14 protein-coding genes and 2 pseudogenes are annotated in these 17,675 nt (G+C 54.1%); 8 read left to right on the top strand and 8 right to left on the bottom strand.

All coding sequences use genetic code 11. From position 1 onward, the window contains the following. Positions 1 to 147: 147 nt before the first annotated feature. The 3 genes from C1Y43_RS19885 to C1Y43_RS19875 all read left to right on the top strand — a co-directional run bounded on the left by C1Y43_RS19885 (position 148) and on the right by C1Y43_RS19875 (position 5,729). Positions 148 to 1,188, top strand: a complete 1,041-nt coding sequence (locus tag C1Y43_RS19885; RefSeq protein ID WP_022622972.1) for a hypothetical protein — start codon at positions 148 to 150, stop codon at positions 1,186 to 1,188. Positions 1,189 to 1,908: 720 nt separating this feature from the next. Then, positions 1,909 to 2,985, top strand: coding sequence for an acyltransferase (locus C1Y43_RS19880; RefSeq protein WP_104094418.1), 1,077 nt, complete (start codon positions 1,909 to 1,911; stop codon positions 2,983 to 2,985). A gap of 116 nt (positions 2,986 to 3,101) precedes the next feature. Next, positions 3,102 to 5,729 carry an autotransporter outer membrane beta-barrel domain-containing protein gene (locus tag C1Y43_RS19875; protein WP_233209859.1) on the top strand — a complete coding sequence of 876 codons (2,628 nt, stop codon included), beginning with the start codon at positions 3,102 to 3,104 and terminating at the stop codon, positions 5,727 to 5,729. A gap of 4 nt (positions 5,730 to 5,733) precedes the next feature. On the opposite strand, the gene C1Y43_RS19870 is transcribed toward C1Y43_RS19875, so the two are convergent. The 4 genes and pseudogenes from C1Y43_RS19870 to C1Y43_RS19855 all read right to left on the bottom strand — a co-directional run. Next, positions 5,734 to 7,311, bottom strand: coding sequence for an IS66 family transposase (locus C1Y43_RS19870; protein ID WP_104094417.1), 1,578 nt, complete (start codon positions 7,309 to 7,311; stop codon positions 5,734 to 5,736). A 19-nt stretch (positions 7,312 to 7,330) separates the two neighbouring features. Continuing rightward, positions 7,331 to 7,678, bottom strand: a complete 348-nt coding sequence (gene tnpB, locus C1Y43_RS19865) for an IS66 family insertion sequence element accessory protein TnpB (RefSeq protein WP_058702782.1) — start codon at positions 7,676 to 7,678, stop codon at positions 7,331 to 7,333. Continuing rightward, positions 7,675 to 8,277 carry an IS66-like element accessory protein TnpA gene (gene tnpA / locus C1Y43_RS19860; RefSeq protein ID WP_233209870.1) on the bottom strand — a complete coding sequence of 201 codons (603 nt, stop codon included), beginning with the start codon at positions 8,275 to 8,277 and terminating at the stop codon, positions 7,675 to 7,677. The genes tnpB and tnpA overlap by 4 nt, the downstream gene beginning before the upstream one ends. 73 nt (positions 8,278 to 8,350) lie before the next feature. Beyond that, positions 8,351 to 9,259 (bottom strand): annotated as a pseudogene (locus tag C1Y43_RS19855) (MFS transporter); the annotation flags it as partial. Positions 9,260 to 9,377: 118 nt separating this feature from the next. Here C1Y43_RS19855 and C1Y43_RS19850 point away from each other — a divergent pair. Continuing rightward, a pseudogene (locus C1Y43_RS19850) lies at positions 9,378 to 10,269 on the top strand (LysR family transcriptional regulator). 234 nt (positions 10,270 to 10,503) lie between these two features. Next, positions 10,504 to 10,929: an ASCH domain-containing protein gene (locus C1Y43_RS19845; protein WP_104189411.1), complete on the top strand. Its 426-nt coding sequence runs from the start codon at positions 10,504 to 10,506 to the stop codon at positions 10,927 to 10,929. A 530-nt stretch (positions 10,930 to 11,459) separates the two neighbouring features. On the opposite strand, the gene C1Y43_RS19835 is transcribed toward C1Y43_RS19845, so the two are convergent. Together C1Y43_RS19835 and C1Y43_RS19830 are read right to left on the bottom strand one after the other, a co-directional pair. After that, the gene (locus C1Y43_RS19835; protein ID WP_104189409.1) at positions 11,460 to 11,714 is read right to left on the bottom strand and encodes a YrhK family protein; all 255 of its coding nucleotides are present in this window, start codon (positions 11,712 to 11,714) and stop codon (positions 11,460 to 11,462) included. 289 nt (positions 11,715 to 12,003) lie between these two features. Further along, positions 12,004 to 12,390 carry a nuclear transport factor 2 family protein gene (locus C1Y43_RS19830; RefSeq protein ID WP_166718446.1) on the bottom strand — a complete coding sequence of 129 codons (387 nt, stop codon included), beginning with the start codon at positions 12,388 to 12,390 and terminating at the stop codon, positions 12,004 to 12,006. Here C1Y43_RS19830 and C1Y43_RS24185 point away from each other — a divergent pair. Continuing rightward, positions 12,313 to 13,260, top strand: a complete 948-nt coding sequence (locus C1Y43_RS24185; RefSeq protein ID WP_348770978.1) for a helix-turn-helix transcriptional regulator — start codon at positions 12,313 to 12,315, stop codon at positions 13,258 to 13,260. The genes C1Y43_RS19830 and C1Y43_RS24185 overlap by 78 nt on opposite strands. A gap of 188 nt (positions 13,261 to 13,448) precedes the next feature. On the opposite strand, the gene C1Y43_RS19820 is transcribed toward C1Y43_RS24185, so the two are convergent. Next, positions 13,449 to 14,216 carry a helix-turn-helix domain-containing protein gene (locus C1Y43_RS19820; RefSeq protein ID WP_104189403.1) on the bottom strand — a complete coding sequence of 256 codons (768 nt, stop codon included), beginning with the start codon at positions 14,214 to 14,216 and terminating at the stop codon, positions 13,449 to 13,451. A 106-nt stretch (positions 14,217 to 14,322) separates the two neighbouring features. Between C1Y43_RS19820 and C1Y43_RS19815 the strand changes: the two genes are divergently transcribed. Continuing rightward, positions 14,323 to 15,111, top strand: coding sequence for a sulfite exporter TauE/SafE family protein (locus tag C1Y43_RS19815; protein WP_104189401.1), 789 nt, complete (start codon positions 14,323 to 14,325; stop codon positions 15,109 to 15,111). Positions 15,112 to 15,445: 334 nt separating this feature from the next. Beyond that, positions 15,446 to 16,183: a metallophosphoesterase gene (locus tag C1Y43_RS19810; RefSeq protein WP_104189399.1), complete on the top strand. Its 738-nt coding sequence runs from the start codon at positions 15,446 to 15,448 to the stop codon at positions 16,181 to 16,183. Between the two features lie 310 nt (positions 16,184 to 16,493). Here the strand turns inward: C1Y43_RS19810 and C1Y43_RS19805 are convergent, their stop codons facing one another. Next, on the bottom strand, positions 16,494 to 17,657 hold the full coding sequence (locus C1Y43_RS19805; RefSeq protein ID WP_104189397.1) for an alpha/beta fold hydrolase: 1,164 nt from the start codon (positions 17,655 to 17,657) through the stop codon (positions 16,494 to 16,496). Between the last annotated feature and the right edge of the window lie 18 nt (positions 17,658 to 17,675).

Genomic DNA, 17,675 nt, shown 5'->3' with positions numbered 1-17,675 from the left:
CGCTTTATCGGTTCGGCCCACTTCACTCTGACAGCACAGGTGATGCTTGTTTCGTCTAATCGGCTTTGAGTGCCTCATATTTTTACTAAGATTAATCTGGGCGTGGATTAATCCCGTCTTTTTAATAGCTTTTAAATGGAGATTACAATGGAACTTGTAAAAGAAGCGGAACTGAACAGAAGCGTCTCGTGGGGCAGCATCATTGCGGGCGTGGTAACGGTAATGGCAGTGTCCCTGCTGCTGACCACGCTTGGGTCAAGCCTTGGTTTTTCAATGCTTTCACCTCAGTCTGACGATGTCATTAACGGTGCTGACAAGGCTGTTATTATCTGGTCAGTTATCTCGATAGTGCTGAGTCTGGCCTGCGGCGGTTTTGTGGCCGGCAGGCTGGCGGGCGCGGATGGAACCATCCATGGATTTCTCTCATGGGCCACATCCCTGCTTGTTGCTTCCGTGCTGGGCTTCGCCGCCGCTGGCGGCATTCTGCACATGGCGGGAAGCGCCGTTGGCGCAGCAGCATCTGCTACGGGTTCTGCTGTGAGTGGACTGGGCAGTGCCGCAGGAAAAGCATCGGGCGCAACAGCCGATATCGCTCAGAATGTTGCTGACAGGCTCGGACTGAACACGCAGCTCACAGCCCCGCAGGCGGACAAACAGGTACTTGATGCGCTGCGCAGGAGCAACATTAAAGAACTTCAGCCGGAATTTCTGCAGTCCCAGCTTCAGGCAGCGGGGAGTGATATTGCAGATTCGGTCAAAGATTTGGCTGTTAACCCGGGCAACAGTGACGCCATTATTGATACGCTGAGCGGTAAACTGAAGTCACGGGCGGATGCAGTCAGCAAAGGTGTCGACAGGAATGAGGTGAAAAAAGCGCTGGCAGAAAATACCCGTCTGTCACCGGAAGAAGCGGACAGGGCCGTCGATAACTTCATTCAGGCGCGTGACAAAACCGTTCAGGAGGTAAGCGACCGTATGGCCCGGCTCCAGAGTAATCTGAACGATGCGAAGGCGCAGTACGCGGAATTCAAAAAGCAGGCAAAAGAGAAAGCTGACGAAGCCGCCAGCGCGGCTGCAAAAATCGCTCTGTGGTCATTCATCGCTCTTCTGGCGGGGGCTGTTGTCAGTGCGCTGGCCGGTTTGTGGGGGGTGAATACTCACCCTGCCTACCGGAAAATCAGGGCCTGAAAGACACCGGATGGGCGTAATAACCCCAACCATCCGGAATGGAGGTTGTCTTTCTGATGTGTAGCTCATCTCTGGATTCAGCATAAATAAAAAGGGCTGCGGCTAAAGCCGCAGCCCTTTTGTCTGCTGAAAACTGCAACTGTCCCGGACGTGTCGGGTGCCTCCCGATAGGTCAGAAAAGCCAGAACCTGACCTGCCGTTTCTGCTCATTGCCAGGATGATTATGTTTGTATCTGACTTGGCCCCGCCGCTGAGGGGGATTCACGTCCGTTTGTTTACATCCATCAGATTTCCTGTAGAAAACTGAGCGGTGCCGGGTGCCTCCCGGTGAGTCAGGAAAAGCCACAACCTGACCCGCTTATTGGCCAAGGCTTTCAGCCTTTTTGTGGCTCAGCCCCGCCGCTTAGGGGGATTCACCGCTTGGTTAAAATAACATACCTCACGCGAAATTTTGGCATTACTCATCTTAAAAATGGTACTGATGAGTGGTACCTAAAAAAGTATTTTCCTAACGGTGGTAACCGTGACAGCCAGTGTTCAGTGCCGGCCAACAGCCGATACTGAAAGTCATTGTGGATTTGTCAGGGAGGTGATTCTGCCGTATAACCCGCTGTGCCCTGCGCTCATTTTAGTTCCGGTTGGTATCTGGTGTGGTAAAAGGGATGCTGATAAATTAAGTAATTATGAATTATTTCCAACTGAACAGAGCGCAAAATAACCGTGAAAATTCTGACTATTCAGTACGTACGCGGACTGGCGGCCTTGCTTGTAGTCATTGCCCATAACGCTGCCTTTCTGGGGGATTACTGGGCAAATCACATTCCCGGAGCCCTGGGCGTGGATGTTTTTTTCATCGTCAGTGGTTTCATTATGACGTTCATCACCCGCCAGGCACCGGAGGAAGCCAGTACATTTTTAATTAAGCGTTTTTTCCGCATATGGCCTCCCCTCTTTCTGGTCTGGCTCGCCTCACTTGTCTTTGTTTATCCTGAACGGACCATCGGCCAGATGTCATGTGTGCTTTATTTCTGCCTTCAGGATTACACCAGACCGGGGCCGACGTTTGGTTTCAGTCCGCTGGGGCCACCCTGGACCCTGTCCTATGAAGTCATGTTCTACGCCGTTTTTGCCCTTTCCATGCGTCTCAGTTATCGCTACCGCAGCTGTCTCTGTGCGCTGATTTTTATGACTGCCATGGTGGGATTTCAGCTCTTTTATAACGGCAGTTTCAGCTTCTCCTCTCAGGTATCACCTGAAATGGTTGTCTCGGACTGGTGGCAGGGCTGGATTAAAATTGGCAGTAACACGATTGTTTTTGAATTCATTGCGGGTATGTTTCTGGCAGAACTGATGGTGAATAACAAAATCAGTGACTCCCGCGTTATCCGGGCAGTGGCGTGGGGTGCTCTCGCTTTAGCCATTACTTTTGTCACCATCACCGGGCCGCAGGTTTTCGGCATGAGCGGCGGCTTCTGGCCGGCGCTGGTAATTATGGCTTCGGTCATTGCGCTGAGCTGCCATATAAAAACCGTAAACATTCGCGCGCTGTCATTTCTGGGTGATATTTCTTACTCACTGTACCTGGTTCATTACCCGGTGATGCTTTTTATCAAAAACGCTTTACCTTCATCGGCGATGCAAAACGGTAACCCGGCAGTATTTATACTGTCAGTCGTCATAAGCACGGGAATAGCGTCAGTGATGTTCAGGCTGGTTGAAATACCCTCGGTACAGTTAGGGAAAAAAATCACCAGGAGCCTCTTGCTAAAAAGAGCCTCCGAAAGCAGCCAGTCTTAAAGGGAAAAGTCATTTGAGCCGGAATCTTTAAAGCATCAGATATATGTATTGATGAAACCAGACTTCGCTTATTTCACGCCAGTATTTATGAAGTTTTTTCCTGAACGGGGTTCAAAATGATTCATGAAAAAAAGCACGTATTGTGGACCGTCAGCCTGATGAGTTTAAATTTACTTTCATTTTCATCAGTGGCAGCCAGTGTCTGTGACTCGGTTGCCGATGAAGATTCACAGACCGTCACCAGTCAGGAAACCGAAGAATGTACGGTTTCGCCGTCACTGGGTTTTTTCTCGGTGGCTCAGGGAGCTTCTGTTGATGTTACCCGTGAGGGCGTGGGTGGCGTCGCGGTCTATATTCCGGACAACAATCTGGAAGTGTTTGGTAATGGTGGCACCATCACTTCTGCTTACACGGGTATACGCATAGCCAGTAACGGGCCTGGGGTGTCAAACGAAACTCACATTGATGACTTTATTAATGACGGACTTATATCCGTGACCGGAGGGACAGGTATTGCCGCCGTTTATAACGTTTCAGGGTTTATTGGGGATTTTACAAACAGCGGCACACTGCAGAATGATTCCCTGATCACCAATATGGCCCTCAACAGCGATCTGACCGGAAACGACAATTACACCACCGCCCTTTATAACCTTTCATCAATTGACGCGGTTTTTAATAACGGGAAAATCAAAGCTGCGACAGGTATTACTAACCTTACAACGAGTGGAATAACCAACCGGATAGGTAAAATTGACAATACGGGCACCATTACGGGCTCCGTCGGCAATGGTATTCTCAACGAAGGAACGATTGGCAGTATCCTCAATGAGTCTGGTGGAATCATTCAGGGGGCAGACACGGGTATAAGCAATGCCGGTAACATCTCTCAGATTGTAAACAGCGGCACAATCAGAGGGGGAAACTGGTCTGTATACAATTCAGGCAACATTAGCGGCGGTATTCACAACTCAGGATTGCTTGATGGCTCTGTTTACCTTGGCAACTCAGCGATTTATATCAGTGGGACCAGAGCGGTTATTAACGGCGCATTAACCGGTCAGGCGGGCTCTGCAGTGTTCGTGGGGGATGGAAACTCGTCCGCAGCGTTCACCGCCACGAATAACGCAAGCGTGGACAATATTACCGTCACGTCCGGCAGTTCACTGACGCTCTCACCATCTGCCCGCTGGTCCGCCGCTAACGGCACGGTAAATAACGGCACCCTGACCCTGGAAAGCGGCAGTATCCTTGACGGTGCCCTGTCACAGAACGGCACACTGCTCTTCAGTACGGAAAAAAACGCCTCCTCAGTCATTAATGCCAGCCTGACCAACCGCGGAAGCCTCGTGCTGAATCCCACCCCGGCCAGCGCGGGCAACACCCTGACGGTTAACGGTGATTATACCGGACTGCCCGGCAGCTCGGTATCGCTCGGCAGCGTGCTGGGCGGCGATGACTCCCTGACTGACCGCCTCGTGGTGACCGGCAACACAAGCGGTGCCAGCACGCTTTTCGTGACCAACGAGAACGGCGGCGGCGCGCAGACGCTGGACGGTATCCAGCTCATCAGCGTGGGCGGGCGCTCTGACGCCGTGTTCTCGCTGGGTAACCGCGTGGTGGCCGGTGCCTACGACTACAGGCTGCGCAAAGGAAACGTTTCGGGTACCGACACGGCGGGCTGGTACCTGACCAGCACTGCCTTCGCATCAGTCCCTGACCCCACACCTTCTCCCGGGCCTTCACCTGAGCCAGTCCGCATGTATCGCCCCGAGGCGTCGGCCTACACGGCTAACCTTCAGGCGGCGAATACCCTGTTTGACCTGTCAATGCGGGACCGCAGCGGGGAAACGCGCTACAGCGACCCGGTAACGGGGGAGGCCCGTACGACCAGCCTGTGGATGCGTAATCTGGGCAGCCACGGGCGCGCGTCCATGGCGGACGGCCAGAACCGCACGCAGACTGACCGTTATGTGCTGCAGCTGGGCGGGGATATTATTCAGGGCTCCACAAACGGCACGGACGCGCTTCACGCCGGCCTTATGGGCGGCTACGGCCGGGCGGACAGCGGCTCACACAACGGCCTGACCGGCCGGGACGCAAAGGGCAGCGTGAGCGGATACAGTGCAGGGGTGTACGGCACGTGGTACCAGAACGCAGAGGCCAAAACCGGCGCATGGGCCGAGACGTGGGCGCAGTACAACTGGTTCCGCAACGAGGTCTCAGGGGATATGCTGCCTGTGGAGCGCTACAACAGTCAGGGAATAAAGGCGTCGCTGGAGGGCGGCTATGCCTGGCTGGCGGGACGCTGGCAGAGCCGCAGCGGAACGGAGAACCGCCTGTTCCTTGAACCGCACGCGCAGGCTGTCTGGTCCGGCATCCGGGCGGATGACCACACCGAGGCGGGCGGCACCCGCGTGCAGGGGACGGGAAACGACGGGGTCACCACCCGCCTGGGACTCAGAACCTACCTGAACGGGAAAAGCCGGCTGGACCAGCAGACCGTGCGCGAGTTCCAGCCGTTCGTGGAGGTGAACTGGCTGCACAACACACAGGTGTACGGCGTGCGCATGAATGAAGAAACGGATGATGTGCGGGGTAGCCGGAACGTGGCCGAGCTGAAAACGGGTGTGGAGGGGCGTCTGTCGAGGAGCCTGTCGGGCGCCCTGGTGTTCACGCAGCAGGCCGGAGGCGGTGGCTACCGCGACAGTCAGGGCTCGCTGCAGGTAAGCTACCGGTTCTGAGATATCATCCCGTCGCGGGCAGCAGGTCAGCTTTCCAGGGCAGCAGATCGCGCAGCCGGTTCACCGGCCAGTCCTGGATGTGGCCGATGACGTAACGCAGCCACGCCTCCGGCTCCACGCCGTTCAGCCGGCAGGTGCCGATCAGCGAGTACAGAACCGCTGCCCGCTCCCCACCTGCGTCTGAACCGGCGAACAGCCAGTTCTTCCGGCCCAGGGCGACGCACCGCAGCGCGTTTTCCGCGATGTTGTTGTCGATTTCCGCCCAGCCATTGCTGCAGTACAGGTTCAGCGCGTCCCACTGCTTCAGCAGGTAGGCGAACGCCTTTGCCGTATCGGAGTGGCGCGACAGCTCCGTCATCTGAACCTGTATCCAGTCGTACAGCGACTGCATCAGCGGCACGGTCTGCGCTTTCCGGACCGCCAGCCGTTCCTCTGCCGGGCTTCCGCGTATCTCCGTCTCGATGGCATACAGTTCGCCGATGCGCCTGAGCGCTTCGGTGGTGATACCGGTCGGCGTGCGGGCATGAACGTCGTGGATTTTCCGCCGGGCGTGGGCCATGCAGGCCGCTTCCGTGATGCGGTCGTCTTTGTACAGGGCGTTGTAGCCCCCGTAGGCATCCGCCTGCAGGATGCCGCTGTACCTGGCGAGATGCTGCTGTGGATGAACGCCCTTACGGTCCGGCGAGTAAGCGAACCAGACCGCCGCCGGCAGCTGCGAACCGGCGTTGCGGTCATCCCGTACGTACACCCACAGCCGGGCAGTCCGGGTTTTGCCGCTGCCCGGCTCCTGAACCGGCACCGGGATATCGTCGGTGTGCACCTTACCCGGCATCAGCACGTACTGACGCAGCAGCTTATACAGTGGCTCCAGCAGTTCGCTCACCGCGCCGGACCAGCGCCCCAGCGTGGCACGACTCAGCTCCACGCCCTGACGGCGGTATATCTCCGACTGACGATAGTGAGGCGTGTGCTCCGCGAACTTCGCCGTGACGATGCGCGCCAGCAGCCCGGGGCCCGCGTAGCTGCGCTCTATGGGTTTTGACGGCATGGGGGCCTGAACGATGTGGTCACAGCGGCAGCAGGCCAGCTTCGGCCGCTGCGTCTCGATGACCTTAAAGGCGCTGCTGATGAGCTCCAGCTGTTCCGACACGTCGCAGCCCAGCGCGCTGAGCTCGCCGCCGCAGGCCGGACAGGCGGTTTCTGTCGGTGGCAGCATGCGGATTTCACGGTGAAGCGAGGCCGGCAACGGTTTGCGGGCGGAAGACTGGCGCAGCGGCGGCGGAAGTACCGGGTCATGCTGTTCACCCAGGACCTCTGCCATCTCCTCCTGCAGGGCGCTGATGTGCTCCTCTGCCTGACGCACCTGACGCTGCGTTTTCTCCCGCAGCTTTTCGGAGCTTTTGCCGAACTGCATCCGCTGCAGCTTCGCGACCAGCGCTTTCAGCCGGCTGATTTCGCTGGCGTACGCCGCCACCCGTTGTGACAGGAGGCGGTTGTTTTCGGCCATCTGCTCAAGGCTTCGCTGCTGTGTGTCCAGCAGCGCCCTGAGGCGGGCATTTTCTGCAGAAAGTGAGCGTTCCATGCGCTCACATTACGCCGGTTCAGATGCGCAGGCCAGGAGGATTTATCCGCTGCGGATGCTTCCAGTTAATGCCTTCCAGCAGCATGGCCAGCTGGGCCTGCGTCAGGTGCACCCTGCCGTCCCGGTTCACCGGCCAGACGAAACGCCCCCGCTCAAGGCGCTTCGTAAAAAGACAAAGACCATCGGGGTCTGCCCAGAGGACCTTAACCATATCGCCGCGCCGGCCCCGGAAGATGAACAGGTGGCCGCTGAAAGGGTCGGCACGCAGCGTGTTCTGCACCTTTGCGGCCAGACCGTTGAAGCTGCAGCGCATGTCCGTCACGCCGGCAACCAGCCAGATGCGTGCGCCTGCCGGAAAGCTAATCATACCTCACTCCCACGGATTGCACTGACCAGCGCCCGCAGCAGCTCCGGTGTCACGGGGCCGGTCAGGCTCAGGGTGCCGCCAGGCAGCGTCAGCTTACAGCTGATAACGGGGGGCGAATCCGGTGTGCCGCCGTTCTGCCTGACCGGAACAGGAAAAGGCTCAACCGTGACGGGTATCATCCCGGCGCGCGTGGCAGGATCCAGCAGGCCCTGACGGTGCAGGTTGCGCCAGTTAAATACCAGATTGTCATTGACCCCATGCTCCCGGGCCAGCTTTGCCACGCAGGCGTCCGGCTGCAGGCTCAACTCTGCCATACGGATTTTGAACTCCAGCGGCCAGTCCGGACGCCGCTTTTTTACGGGCAGGTTCGTTTCCAGATTGAAGGCGTAGAGCTCCTCCTCAAGCCGTTCAGGCGTGTAGTCCTCGGGCAGCGGCCAGTTAATACCCGTACGGCGAAAACGCTTGAACATTTTATGCGTAGCGGAAGTGCTGACTTTCAGTTGCTCAGCGATTTCACGGTAGGTCAGGGCGTCGTTAAACCGCAGGCTGAGTGCAGTAATGATCCAGGGTCGACTGGTGTAAGGCGTGTTTCTGTCCACGGTAGTGTCCATGTTCGCGAAAGTGTCCATGGTAGGAAACACGGGAAGAAATGGAAGACGGTATAAACGTGACGCTTACACTCATTCCGTCACCGCCCATAAAATGCTGCGGGAGAATAATCAGCAACACCACATAGCAATAGCATGTTGCTACCGGAAGCAGCAAAACGCCGGCAAAGTGTGGACGCAGCAGCAATGAGATATCCAGAACCGGATTTTGAATACGCAGGCACCGCACCACAAAACCGCTTAAAAACAGCCCGGCTGAGACAAGCAAAACGAGCACGGCAAATGATAGCAATCCGAAGGCCGGTATCAGCATTACCGCCGATGTGAAAAGTATCAGGGCTGCAGTAAACAGCATTAACCCCGCTATGTCGGGTTTCTGCTGTGCGCGTTCCTGTGATGCAGGCAGAAACGCAGCCCCGGTAAATAACACAATGCCTGCAAGCAGCGCTAACAGGGCATACAGCCAACGCCAGCCCAGCGCATCCGTGATAAAGCCCAGTAATACCGGGCCGAAAGCCAGGCCTGCGCCAAACATGGTACCCAGTAAGCTGAAAGCGCGTGTCCTGCTGGTGCGTTCGTGAAGGCAGGCCATCGCGGCACTGCCACTGGCTAATATCAGGGCCGCCGCCAGCCCCTGTAGTGACCTGAATAACCCAGCCATAAAAAGACCCTGCGCCAGACCGATCACCACACTGCTCAGAAAAAACAGAACTGCACCTTCAGTAAAAATACGCTTCCTGCCGATGGCATCCGCAGCAACGCCGGCTGGCAGCAGGCAACTGCCGAAAGCCAGCATAAATCCATTCGTCAGCCATGACAGCGCCGCCGGCGAGCCGCCAAGCGTATGATGAATTGCCGGCGTTGAGATGACACCGCCAGTAAAACTTAAGGGCAGCAGTACCGCTGCCAGATAAACAGAAAAGGATGCCATTCTGCTGGTGTACCGGCTGCGCTTTCTGAGTGAAGTAGGCATAGTGTGACCCTGGATCCGTGATATGAATACGTCAAAAATTGCAGGGATGTTATTGCAGACGTAAGCGCGGATAAATACACTGGAATTCCCTTCTTTGCGGACATCAGGTTTATAATCGATGGACAGTCTGACGTCGCTCACTTCTTTATGTCCGGACAGCCGAAACGCGGAGCTTTGTGCTGGCGGCAAGGCTGCTTGGGATATCTGCCTCCGCGGTCGGAAAAAATGTGGCCAGACTTGAGCAAAAACTTGGCGTACGCCTTTTAAACCGCAGCACGAGAAACGTGAGTCTGACGGAGGAGGGTGCTGCTCTCCTGGTCCGCTGTCAGCACATACTTGAACAGCTGCATGAGGCAGAGTCAGAACTGACGAACAGCGTGGCACAGCCCGCCGGTAAGCTCAGGGTGTCACTACCTGTTATTGGCTACAGGCTGCTCCTTCCGCTTCTGCCTGCGTTTTCACGCCGTTACCCTGAAATAGAACTGGATCTGGATTTCAGCGACCGGCTGGTCAACATCATTGATGAAGGATTTGATGTGGCCATTCGAAGTGGTGAGCTCGCGGACTCGCGACTGAAATCAAAAAGGCTCGGAGACTTTCGTTTTATCCTCTGTGCCAGTCCTGATTATTTGAAAGAGCAAGGTGTGCCCGACTCCCCTGAAGCGTTAGCGATGCACAGATGCATTTCTTTTCGTTTCCCCTCAACGGGGCTGCTCCAGCCCTGGGAGCTGCGCGACATGAAGCCCCATGCTGACGTGAAGGCCGCTTCTTTTCTGACAGTAAATAATATAGAAGCGTCTGTTCGCCTGAGCCTTGCGGGGATGGGGATAAGCTATGTGCCCGATTTTGTTGTGCGCGAATCCATGATCAGCGGGCAGCTGGTTGAAGTATTACCGGGCTATTGCATCAGGCAGGGCTATTTCTCGGCACTCTGGCCGGCCAGCCGGTATCTCTCTCCGCGGATCCGCTGTTTTGTTGATTTCATCGCTGAGTCAGGTTTATCTCTTTGATGCCTCTCAGGCGGTGAGTGCCGCCTGAAACTCACCGGTTATTCGTCTGATGGAATGCAGCGTCATCCTTTGCCTGAAGCGGGTAGGTCGCGGGCTTAGCAAAAATGCCGTATTCAGTTCGCCTTGTTTGATTTTTGCTGTCATATTTTTGAATCGAAATAAAAAACTCACCTGTAGCAGCCAGTTGTCTGCCGGCTGTTGCGCTAGGATAATCTGAACAGGAAGCTGACTACAGTGAACGATACTGCATTGTTAAACGAGAAATACCCTGGCGCACTGACATGGCAATTTGGCGACAGTCCGGCACTGGCAGACGAGCTTGCGCAGCTGGTTCTCGATGGCCTGAAAACGGCAACCTGTACCTCTATGGTGGCTTATCAGAAGGAAACTGCGCGGGGTGAAGCGCCTGCCATCGGGAGTTACAGTATTATTTTAAACGGCAAAGGGCAGGCGGTATGTGTAATCAGGACCCTCGCAACATCCGTTACCCGGTTCTGCGATGTCATGCCTGAGCTGGCAAGAAAAGAGGGCGAAGGTGATTTGAGCCTTGAGTACTGGAGGCGGGAGCACCGCCGCTTTTTTGAGCGCGAAGGGACCTTTTCAGAAGAAATGGAGTTAGTTTTTGAAGAGTTTGAGGTAGTGGAAAGGCTTGGTGTATGAGGTATAAATTAAAACACAATGGCGTGCCTGGCAGGCCACCTTTGCGTGCATCCTACCTTCCCGTTTGGCCATATTCCCGGATACACCGTTGAAACCCATGGTATGGCCTCTCTGAACGCTTCGCTTAATGCGGGAAAGCTGGTGCGACTCGACAAAGTCAGAGGCATAGCCACCACGCTTGCTGCACGGCGGGTATGCGAACATGCTTTTAATGTGGCCAGCAGGTTAAACGCCAGAAGCTGGCTGGTTTCTGACCAAGAAGCGCTGAATGCGTGTCGGCGCATCGGCCTTCCCAGGCCGCAGCACCTACTGTAAAAAAAACCTTTGATTAATAAATATAATACTTGTCACCATGAGAAAATCATTGCGGTGGAGAACACTATCTCTGCCAGATCAGGTGAGAGACAAGGTAAGGGTATAAGCTTTATCTGAGTAAGCGTATTAGTGGAAGTATTGTGGAGCATTACTACTCCGCTTTTTAGAAGCAGCAGGGGTAAGCTTGATAAGCAATGGCTGTTCGAAGTAAATACCTATCCCCTCGAGTAAGCTTTTCCAACGTGGATGAGCTCGGCCAAAGTAATGACTGGCCGCAGTAACAACTGTAGGCTGCCCGCCACAAATAACCACGTCCCGCCAGTCATCAGTGAGTCGTAAAAAAAGAAAATACTGCCGATGAGGAACCATAACGCTATCAACAAATCGTTTAGCGCACCCAGCGCCCGATAACGCCTCTCAATAATGATATGGTCGGCACCGATATCTATTTCTGCTTCTCGCTTTCGCATCCACTCCCCCGTGCTTAATGAGAATTTTCTCCTTATTGATAAGGTTAGCACTCTTGTAGTAGCTGTTGTTGGCTGTGAATGTAAAAAGGGCATCCCTGACGACTATCCGGAATATTTTCTTTCATCTGGATTGTCCCAGTAATAGAGATCACCCAGGCACTCACTACGTGAAGTCTGGCAACAGTAAACATCAGGATCAATGCGCGCTAAAAGTCCGCTTCTGGCACAAAGCGGACTGACGCACAGGCCAATGTCCGCTAAGAGCGAGAAGCGGACCTTAAAATCTTTATTACTTGGCACTACCTAAGTCACGATCACTTTCCAGACCTTTAAGCATAAGTGTTGCTTCTTCGATACGAATAAATCGCCCTGAATCATCTGTTTCAGCAAACATGTAAACCTCCATATCTACTTTTTCTCCATTGCGCTTATTTAACAGAACACGATGGCGGGTTGCATAGAGATTCCCATCACGTAGTTCGTCTTGCACCTCAATTTTACCGGAAGCCAGGATTTCCCGAAGTTTACGTGCATGGCGGGCAAAGCTATCTAAGCCCTCCCACTCGTTATCAGTACGCTGCCGATAACCGGGACTAAAATGGCGATTGAGTATCACCTCCAGGGCCATCTCCTGTTTGTTGATAATCTCATCCAGCACGGTAGAAATAGAAATCATTGTCATGGTCAGTCCTCAGCGAAAGTTATGAGTACTCTACAATCGACTCAATGGCTTCGGTACGGTATAAAAGACAATAAATACCTCAAGTACGCCAATATGACCGTTCCATTGATTCCATTAGTCCAAGCTCTTTCTTCAGATGGACCCACTTTGATTATTGCGGTTCGCCAGTCTGATGCTGTAAGGGAAACACCAAGGCACCATCACAGTCGCGGACAGTTACTCGGCGCTGAACACGGGCTGCTTACGATCGATACCGAAAATAGTCGCTGGGTCGTTCCGGCAACGCATGCCGTATGGATACCTCCAAATGTTCCGCATGGTCTTCTCTCGCACGGACCCTATTCAGGATGGAGTGTTTATATATCTGCCGCGGCCTGTGGCGAATTAACTGATAAGCCTGCTGTCCTCTCAGTCACAAACCTGCTGCGTGAGGCGATAACACGAGCAGCCTCATGGAAGAATGCAGAGCTTAATGCGCCTCAAAAACGTTTATGTGGCGTTATCCTCGATGAAATAGGAACTCTTCCTAAGGTTAATCTTGGGCTGCCAATGCCGCAGGATGTTCGGCTCCTCAGAGTTGCACAGGCGCTGTCAGATAACCCAGACGACGGCCGGAGACTGGAGGAATGGGCATACTGGGCTGGAGTGTCATCACGCACACTTACACGTCGATTCAGTGCTGAAACCGGTTTTAGCTTTAACGAATGGCGACAGCGCATACGGTTACTCAAGGCTCTCGAACTCCTGGCTACGGGTAAGCAAGTGACGACAGTTGCACTGGAGCTTGGGTATGACAATGTGAGTGCCTTTATTGCGTTGTTTCGCAGGGTGTTTGGCACTACACCCGCGCGGTTTAAATTTTAAATATGTAAACCAGTAGTTAATGTCCGCTTTTGGCACAACGCGGACCTCATTGTTCCAGCATAGATTCTTTACCCTGGCTATACAGCGCTTATTCTATCTGCAAAACAGCAACTGCCATGCGTCTGTTCACTCAATGGCGCAGGCAAGCTTACAGACCTGACCCGGTAGAAGCAGGTAAACAGCGCCTGTTAAGTCGGGTGATAAAATGAAGGTGGTTGGCCTGTAACCCGACGGAACATCGTTGCGAAGGAAGAGCTATTGTCATAGCCGAGCGACAACGCGACTTCATTCACCGGTGTGCCCGTTAGCAGCAATGCCAGCGCGCTGACCACACAGGCTCGTTGACGCCAGGCGGAAAACGACATGCCGGTTTGCTGCCGAAAATGGCGACGAAATGTGCTGCTGCTCATGAACAGTGTACTGGCCCAGCGTTCGGCCGGATCATGGATGGCTGGCGCGCGTAAAAAAGCCTGACACAGGGCTAACAGCGCGGGCTGCTGCGGCAAAGGGATCTCGAACTCGCGCACCGGCATTGCCGCCAGTTCAAGCAGCATCAAATCTGTCAGCGCCCGATCGCGTACGCTTTCATAGCGCGGCGGCAAATCCACCGCCGCTATCAATAACTGTCGCAAAAGCTGTGATACGGCAATTACTTCGCAGCGACTGTTGTTACGTAAGCTGGCGGCGCATACGGGTTCGATATACAGGCTACGCGTAGTGACCCCCATAAACTTTACTGCATGCAGGGTTTCGGGGGGGATCCATACCGCATGCTGGGGCGGAACCACCCATTCCCCGTCACGGGTTGAAACATACATCAAGCCGGTAGCGCCATACAGAAGCTGAGCACGGCGGTGATGATGTTGCGGCAGGAAAAATCCCTGCGCATAGTCGTTGCCGAGCGCCACAATCTCGCGATCCAGCCGATCGAAATCGTCGATTTTTCCGTTTCGCATATCCGCCCCCATCTGACCAGTTTGCAAGGGTAATTGAGCGCTGCGCAAATGGGAAGCGGGACGCTGGCGCGATAAGCTGCTGCCTTATTTGCAAGGGGGCACTTCGTTGAACGATTTAATGATTATCGCAATGGCCGGCTTTACTACCGGCATTACAACGGTACTTTTTGGCTTCGGTGGCGGTTTTGTGGTGGTGCCCTTTGTTTACCAGCTGCTGGTGCGGCAGCCTCAACTGGCGGGCAGTGCGATGCATATTGCCGTGGCCACCTCGACGGCGGTGATGATTTTCAACGCGGGCTGGGTCAGCTACCAAAACTGGCGCGCGGACAGGCTTTCTTCAACTGTCCTGTTCCCGCTGCTGTGGTTTATCGCCATGGGCGCGGTGGCCGGTTCGTGGCTGGCGGGAATATTGAGCGAGGCGCTGGTTCGCGCGCTTTTTATCGTTTATATGCTGGCGACGATTGGGGACTGCATGTTGCGCAAAGGCTTCTTCAGCGGCAGCGCGCCGCGTCGTTTATCATTTTTAACGGTCACCGTTGGCGGTATGCTAATCGGCATGATTGCCGCAATGCTGGGCGTGGGCGGCAGCGTAATGACGGTACCGCTGTTACGACGACACGGTCATGCGATGCGTGAGTGTATTAGCGCGGCAAATCCGCTTTCCCTGCCGGTTGCGCTGTGCGGTGCGATGACCTATGCGATAAGCGGCTGGCATAAAATTCCGGCAGGCGGCTTTGTGGGATTTATCAGCCTGAAAATTCTGGGCTTGCTTCTGGTGACCGGCTGGGCAGGTATTATGTTCAGCCGTCGGGCGATCCCCGCCGTTCCCGATGTCTGGCACGCGCGAATCTACGTGATGCTGCTGTGCTTAGTGCTCATGGCAATGTTGCTTTAAACAAACCCTGTTTTGCGAGTTTGGGATATCTCAATGAAGAGTTGCTCCTGGTACAAAGCGGGCTGACGCGCAGTCGAAGTCCGCTATGAGCGAGGAGCGGACGTTACGCATCCCTGCTAGCATTGGTTCTGAGCAGTCAGAATTGAACTTAGTGATTCATTGTGAATTCCCGAACGCCTTTGCACCCAGTCTGATTCGCCGCAACTTTTTGAATTACTGATCCTAATTAATCTGTCCATTGTTGCCATAGTTGTGAAAAACATGATGTTAGAAACCGGATTCATGGTCATAAATCACGTTCTTATGCTCCACACCATAATCGTATGAGGTCTTTATGCTGATAGCGCAGGTTTCAGATATACACGCCTCACCCGAAAATGATCACCTGCTTCGGTTCGACCAGATACTGAACTGGCTTGCGCATCTGCAACCTGACGTACTGATACTTACAGGTGATTTAACGGATGGGCATTGGCAGGAAGGTTATATAAAGATCGCTGACCGTCTGAATCAGGAAAATTACCCTTCGTTGATCCTGCCGGGTAACTCAGACGACCGCAGTCTGATGCGTTCTGTTTGGGATGAGAACAGATGGGAGCACGATGCCCAAGGAGAGGCCCTGCACTTCATTCATAACACCGGTGGCATTCGCCTGATTGGTCTGGATTCGACGATTGATTATAAGGATTACGGCAGTGTGACTGACCATCTGGAATGGTTGGATAATCAAATTAGCGACGAATGCAGCTCTCCTTCATTGCTGTTTATGCACCATCACGTATTTGCATCTGGCATACCAACGCCAGACGAAACGATGTGCAGAGGTCTGCCTGAGATGGAAGATTTGATTAGACGCGCCCCGACCAGACTACTCGCCATTTCTTCAGGCCATGTCCACAGACCAATAGCGGGTACGTTTGCGGGCATACCTGCCTACATTTGTGGCTCCGTTTGCCCGGCTAATCCTGTCTGGTTTGGAACAGTAAACGCTCCTCCTGCGAATGACCCGCCAGCATTGATGATTCACCGCTACGTCAGTAAATCCATTACCAGTCATCACGTTTGCGTTTAACTGGTATTCAGCAAAGCATAGACCTCATAGAAAACGACCTGATCCCCAGTGATCAACACATAATGTTGTGCGGGAGCAATGTCCGCTTCTGGCACAAAGCGAACGTTAGTATCAAAAACCTGATGGCCCCCTCCGGCTCCCCGGCGTTGCCGGGTCGTCAGCCCCACTGGGCTAACCGGCCGTGCCGGTAAGCTCCGCCGGACCGCGAGGCGTTCCGGGCCTTACGGCTAAGGTCTGATGGCAATGGCAAGGTTAGCCTCAGCAACCTGCATACCGTCTGCTATGAGCGAATAACGGACGTCCTGACCATTCAGATAATCCCCGCCGGATTTGAAATGCGTATCCGCCAGCCCTTATCCGCCCCTTGTTCCATCACCTGTGTGGCGATACCGCAATCATCTTTTTGAGTGCCGTCTTCTAACGTTGTAGTCAGCGACCATTTGATGATGGCAAGAATAAGGTCACCCGAAGGGATGAGAGTATGGATCTGGTTTCTGATAATTGGCCTCGATGCTATCAACGTGGTTAAAGCCATACGCAATGCAACAGGATCACTTTCGATGACAACATTGCTGGGCATTCTCATCGTGGCACGATTACTGAAAACAGACATTAATGCGTCAATTTTTCCGGCATTAAATGCTTCATCAAATGCAGCGATGGTTTCAGCTGGCGATCGATGGACAGTGTCGCTCTTCTCAACCGAAGCGGCGAAAGTGGATATGTGTCCTGCAATTTCTTGAGGTGATTCCAGCGGCGAAAGATGTCCTGTGCCATGAACAATCACCATCGCTGCGTGAGGAATGCGAGGCAGTAGCTCTCTTTGCAACGTTTCCGGCGTATCGACCCGGTCCAGCTCTCCTGATATGACTCTCACGGGAACATTAATGAAGGCAACTTCACTGGTAATGTCTTCGCGCATCGCGATGTCGGGCCAGGCGGCCTTCGCTTCAGTTCCGGCGCTCAGACTGTCTTCAATAACCTGCTCACGGAGCGCCGGGCTAAGCGGCCTTGACGTCAGAACATTGTCGATAACAAATTCGACTGATTCACGACTGCTGTATGCACTGGTAAGTCTGTCGCGATCTTCTTTAGAAAGCATCATGGGCGAAGGAGGAGAGGGTGCAATTAACATAAGCCCTTCAAGACCCTGAGGCCGACGGGATGCCATCAATTGGGCAACTTTTCCTCCCATTGAGTGGCCAATCAGGATATAGCGTTTGAGCTTGAGCGCGGTAATCACGCCTTCAGCATCACTTGCAAGGTCCGCAATCCGGTATCCGGACTCCGGCGCATCTGATAATCCCCAGCCACGGTGATCGATAGCTACCGCGCGGTAGTGATCAGGTAACTGAGATATCACGTTCTGCCACGTTCTGGATGATCCGCCATAGTAATGCAGGAACACCAGTGCAAGTTCACCGCGACCATGTTGCTGTACATTAATACCTGTGTTGTTCACTGTAATTTTCATTATTTCATTCTCCTCATG

This window comes from Pantoea sp. ICBG 828, assembly GCF_002928355.1.
GTDB classification, from domain to species: Bacteria; Pseudomonadota; Gammaproteobacteria; order Enterobacterales; family Enterobacteriaceae; genus Pantoea; species Pantoea dispersa.
The sequence above is the reverse complement of the archived record's forward strand: the minus strand, read 5'-3'. Positions and strand labels throughout refer to the sequence as shown.

What these genes read in the sequence shown, in the direction of transcription:
- C1Y43_RS19885 (WP_022622972.1), top strand. Translation starts at nt 148, where the DNA reads ATGGAACTTGTAAAAGAAGCGGAACTGAACAGAAGCGTCTCGTGGGGC.
- C1Y43_RS19875 (WP_233209859.1), top strand. Translation starts at nt 3,102, where the DNA reads ATGATTCATGAAAAAAAGCACGTATTGTGGACCGTCAGCCTGATGAGT.
- C1Y43_RS19870 (WP_104094417.1), bottom strand. Translation starts at nt 7,311, where the DNA reads ATGGAACGCTCACTTTCTGCAGAAAATGCCCGCCTCAGGGCGCTGCTG.
- tnpB (WP_058702782.1), bottom strand. Translation starts at nt 7,678, where the DNA reads ATGATTAGCTTTCCGGCAGGCGCACGCATCTGGCTGGTTGCCGGCGTG.
- C1Y43_RS19835 (WP_104189409.1), bottom strand. Translation starts at nt 11,714, where the DNA reads ATGCGAAAGCGAGAAGCAGAAATAGATATCGGTGCCGACCATATCATT.
- C1Y43_RS24185 (WP_348770978.1), top strand. Translation starts at nt 12,313, where the DNA reads ATGGCGATTGAGTATCACCTCCAGGGCCATCTCCTGTTTGTTGATAAT.
- C1Y43_RS19830 (WP_166718446.1), bottom strand. Translation starts at nt 12,390, where the DNA reads ATGATTTCTATTTCTACCGTGCTGGATGAGATTATCAACAAACAGGAG.
- C1Y43_RS19820 (WP_104189403.1), bottom strand. Translation starts at nt 14,216, where the DNA reads ATGCGAAACGGAAAAATCGACGATTTCGATCGGCTGGATCGCGAGATT.
- C1Y43_RS19810 (WP_104189399.1), top strand. Translation starts at nt 15,446, where the DNA reads ATGCTGATAGCGCAGGTTTCAGATATACACGCCTCACCCGAAAATGAT.
- C1Y43_RS19805 (WP_104189397.1), bottom strand. Translation starts at nt 17,657, where the DNA reads ATGAAAATTACAGTGAACAACACAGGTATTAATGTACAGCAACATGGT.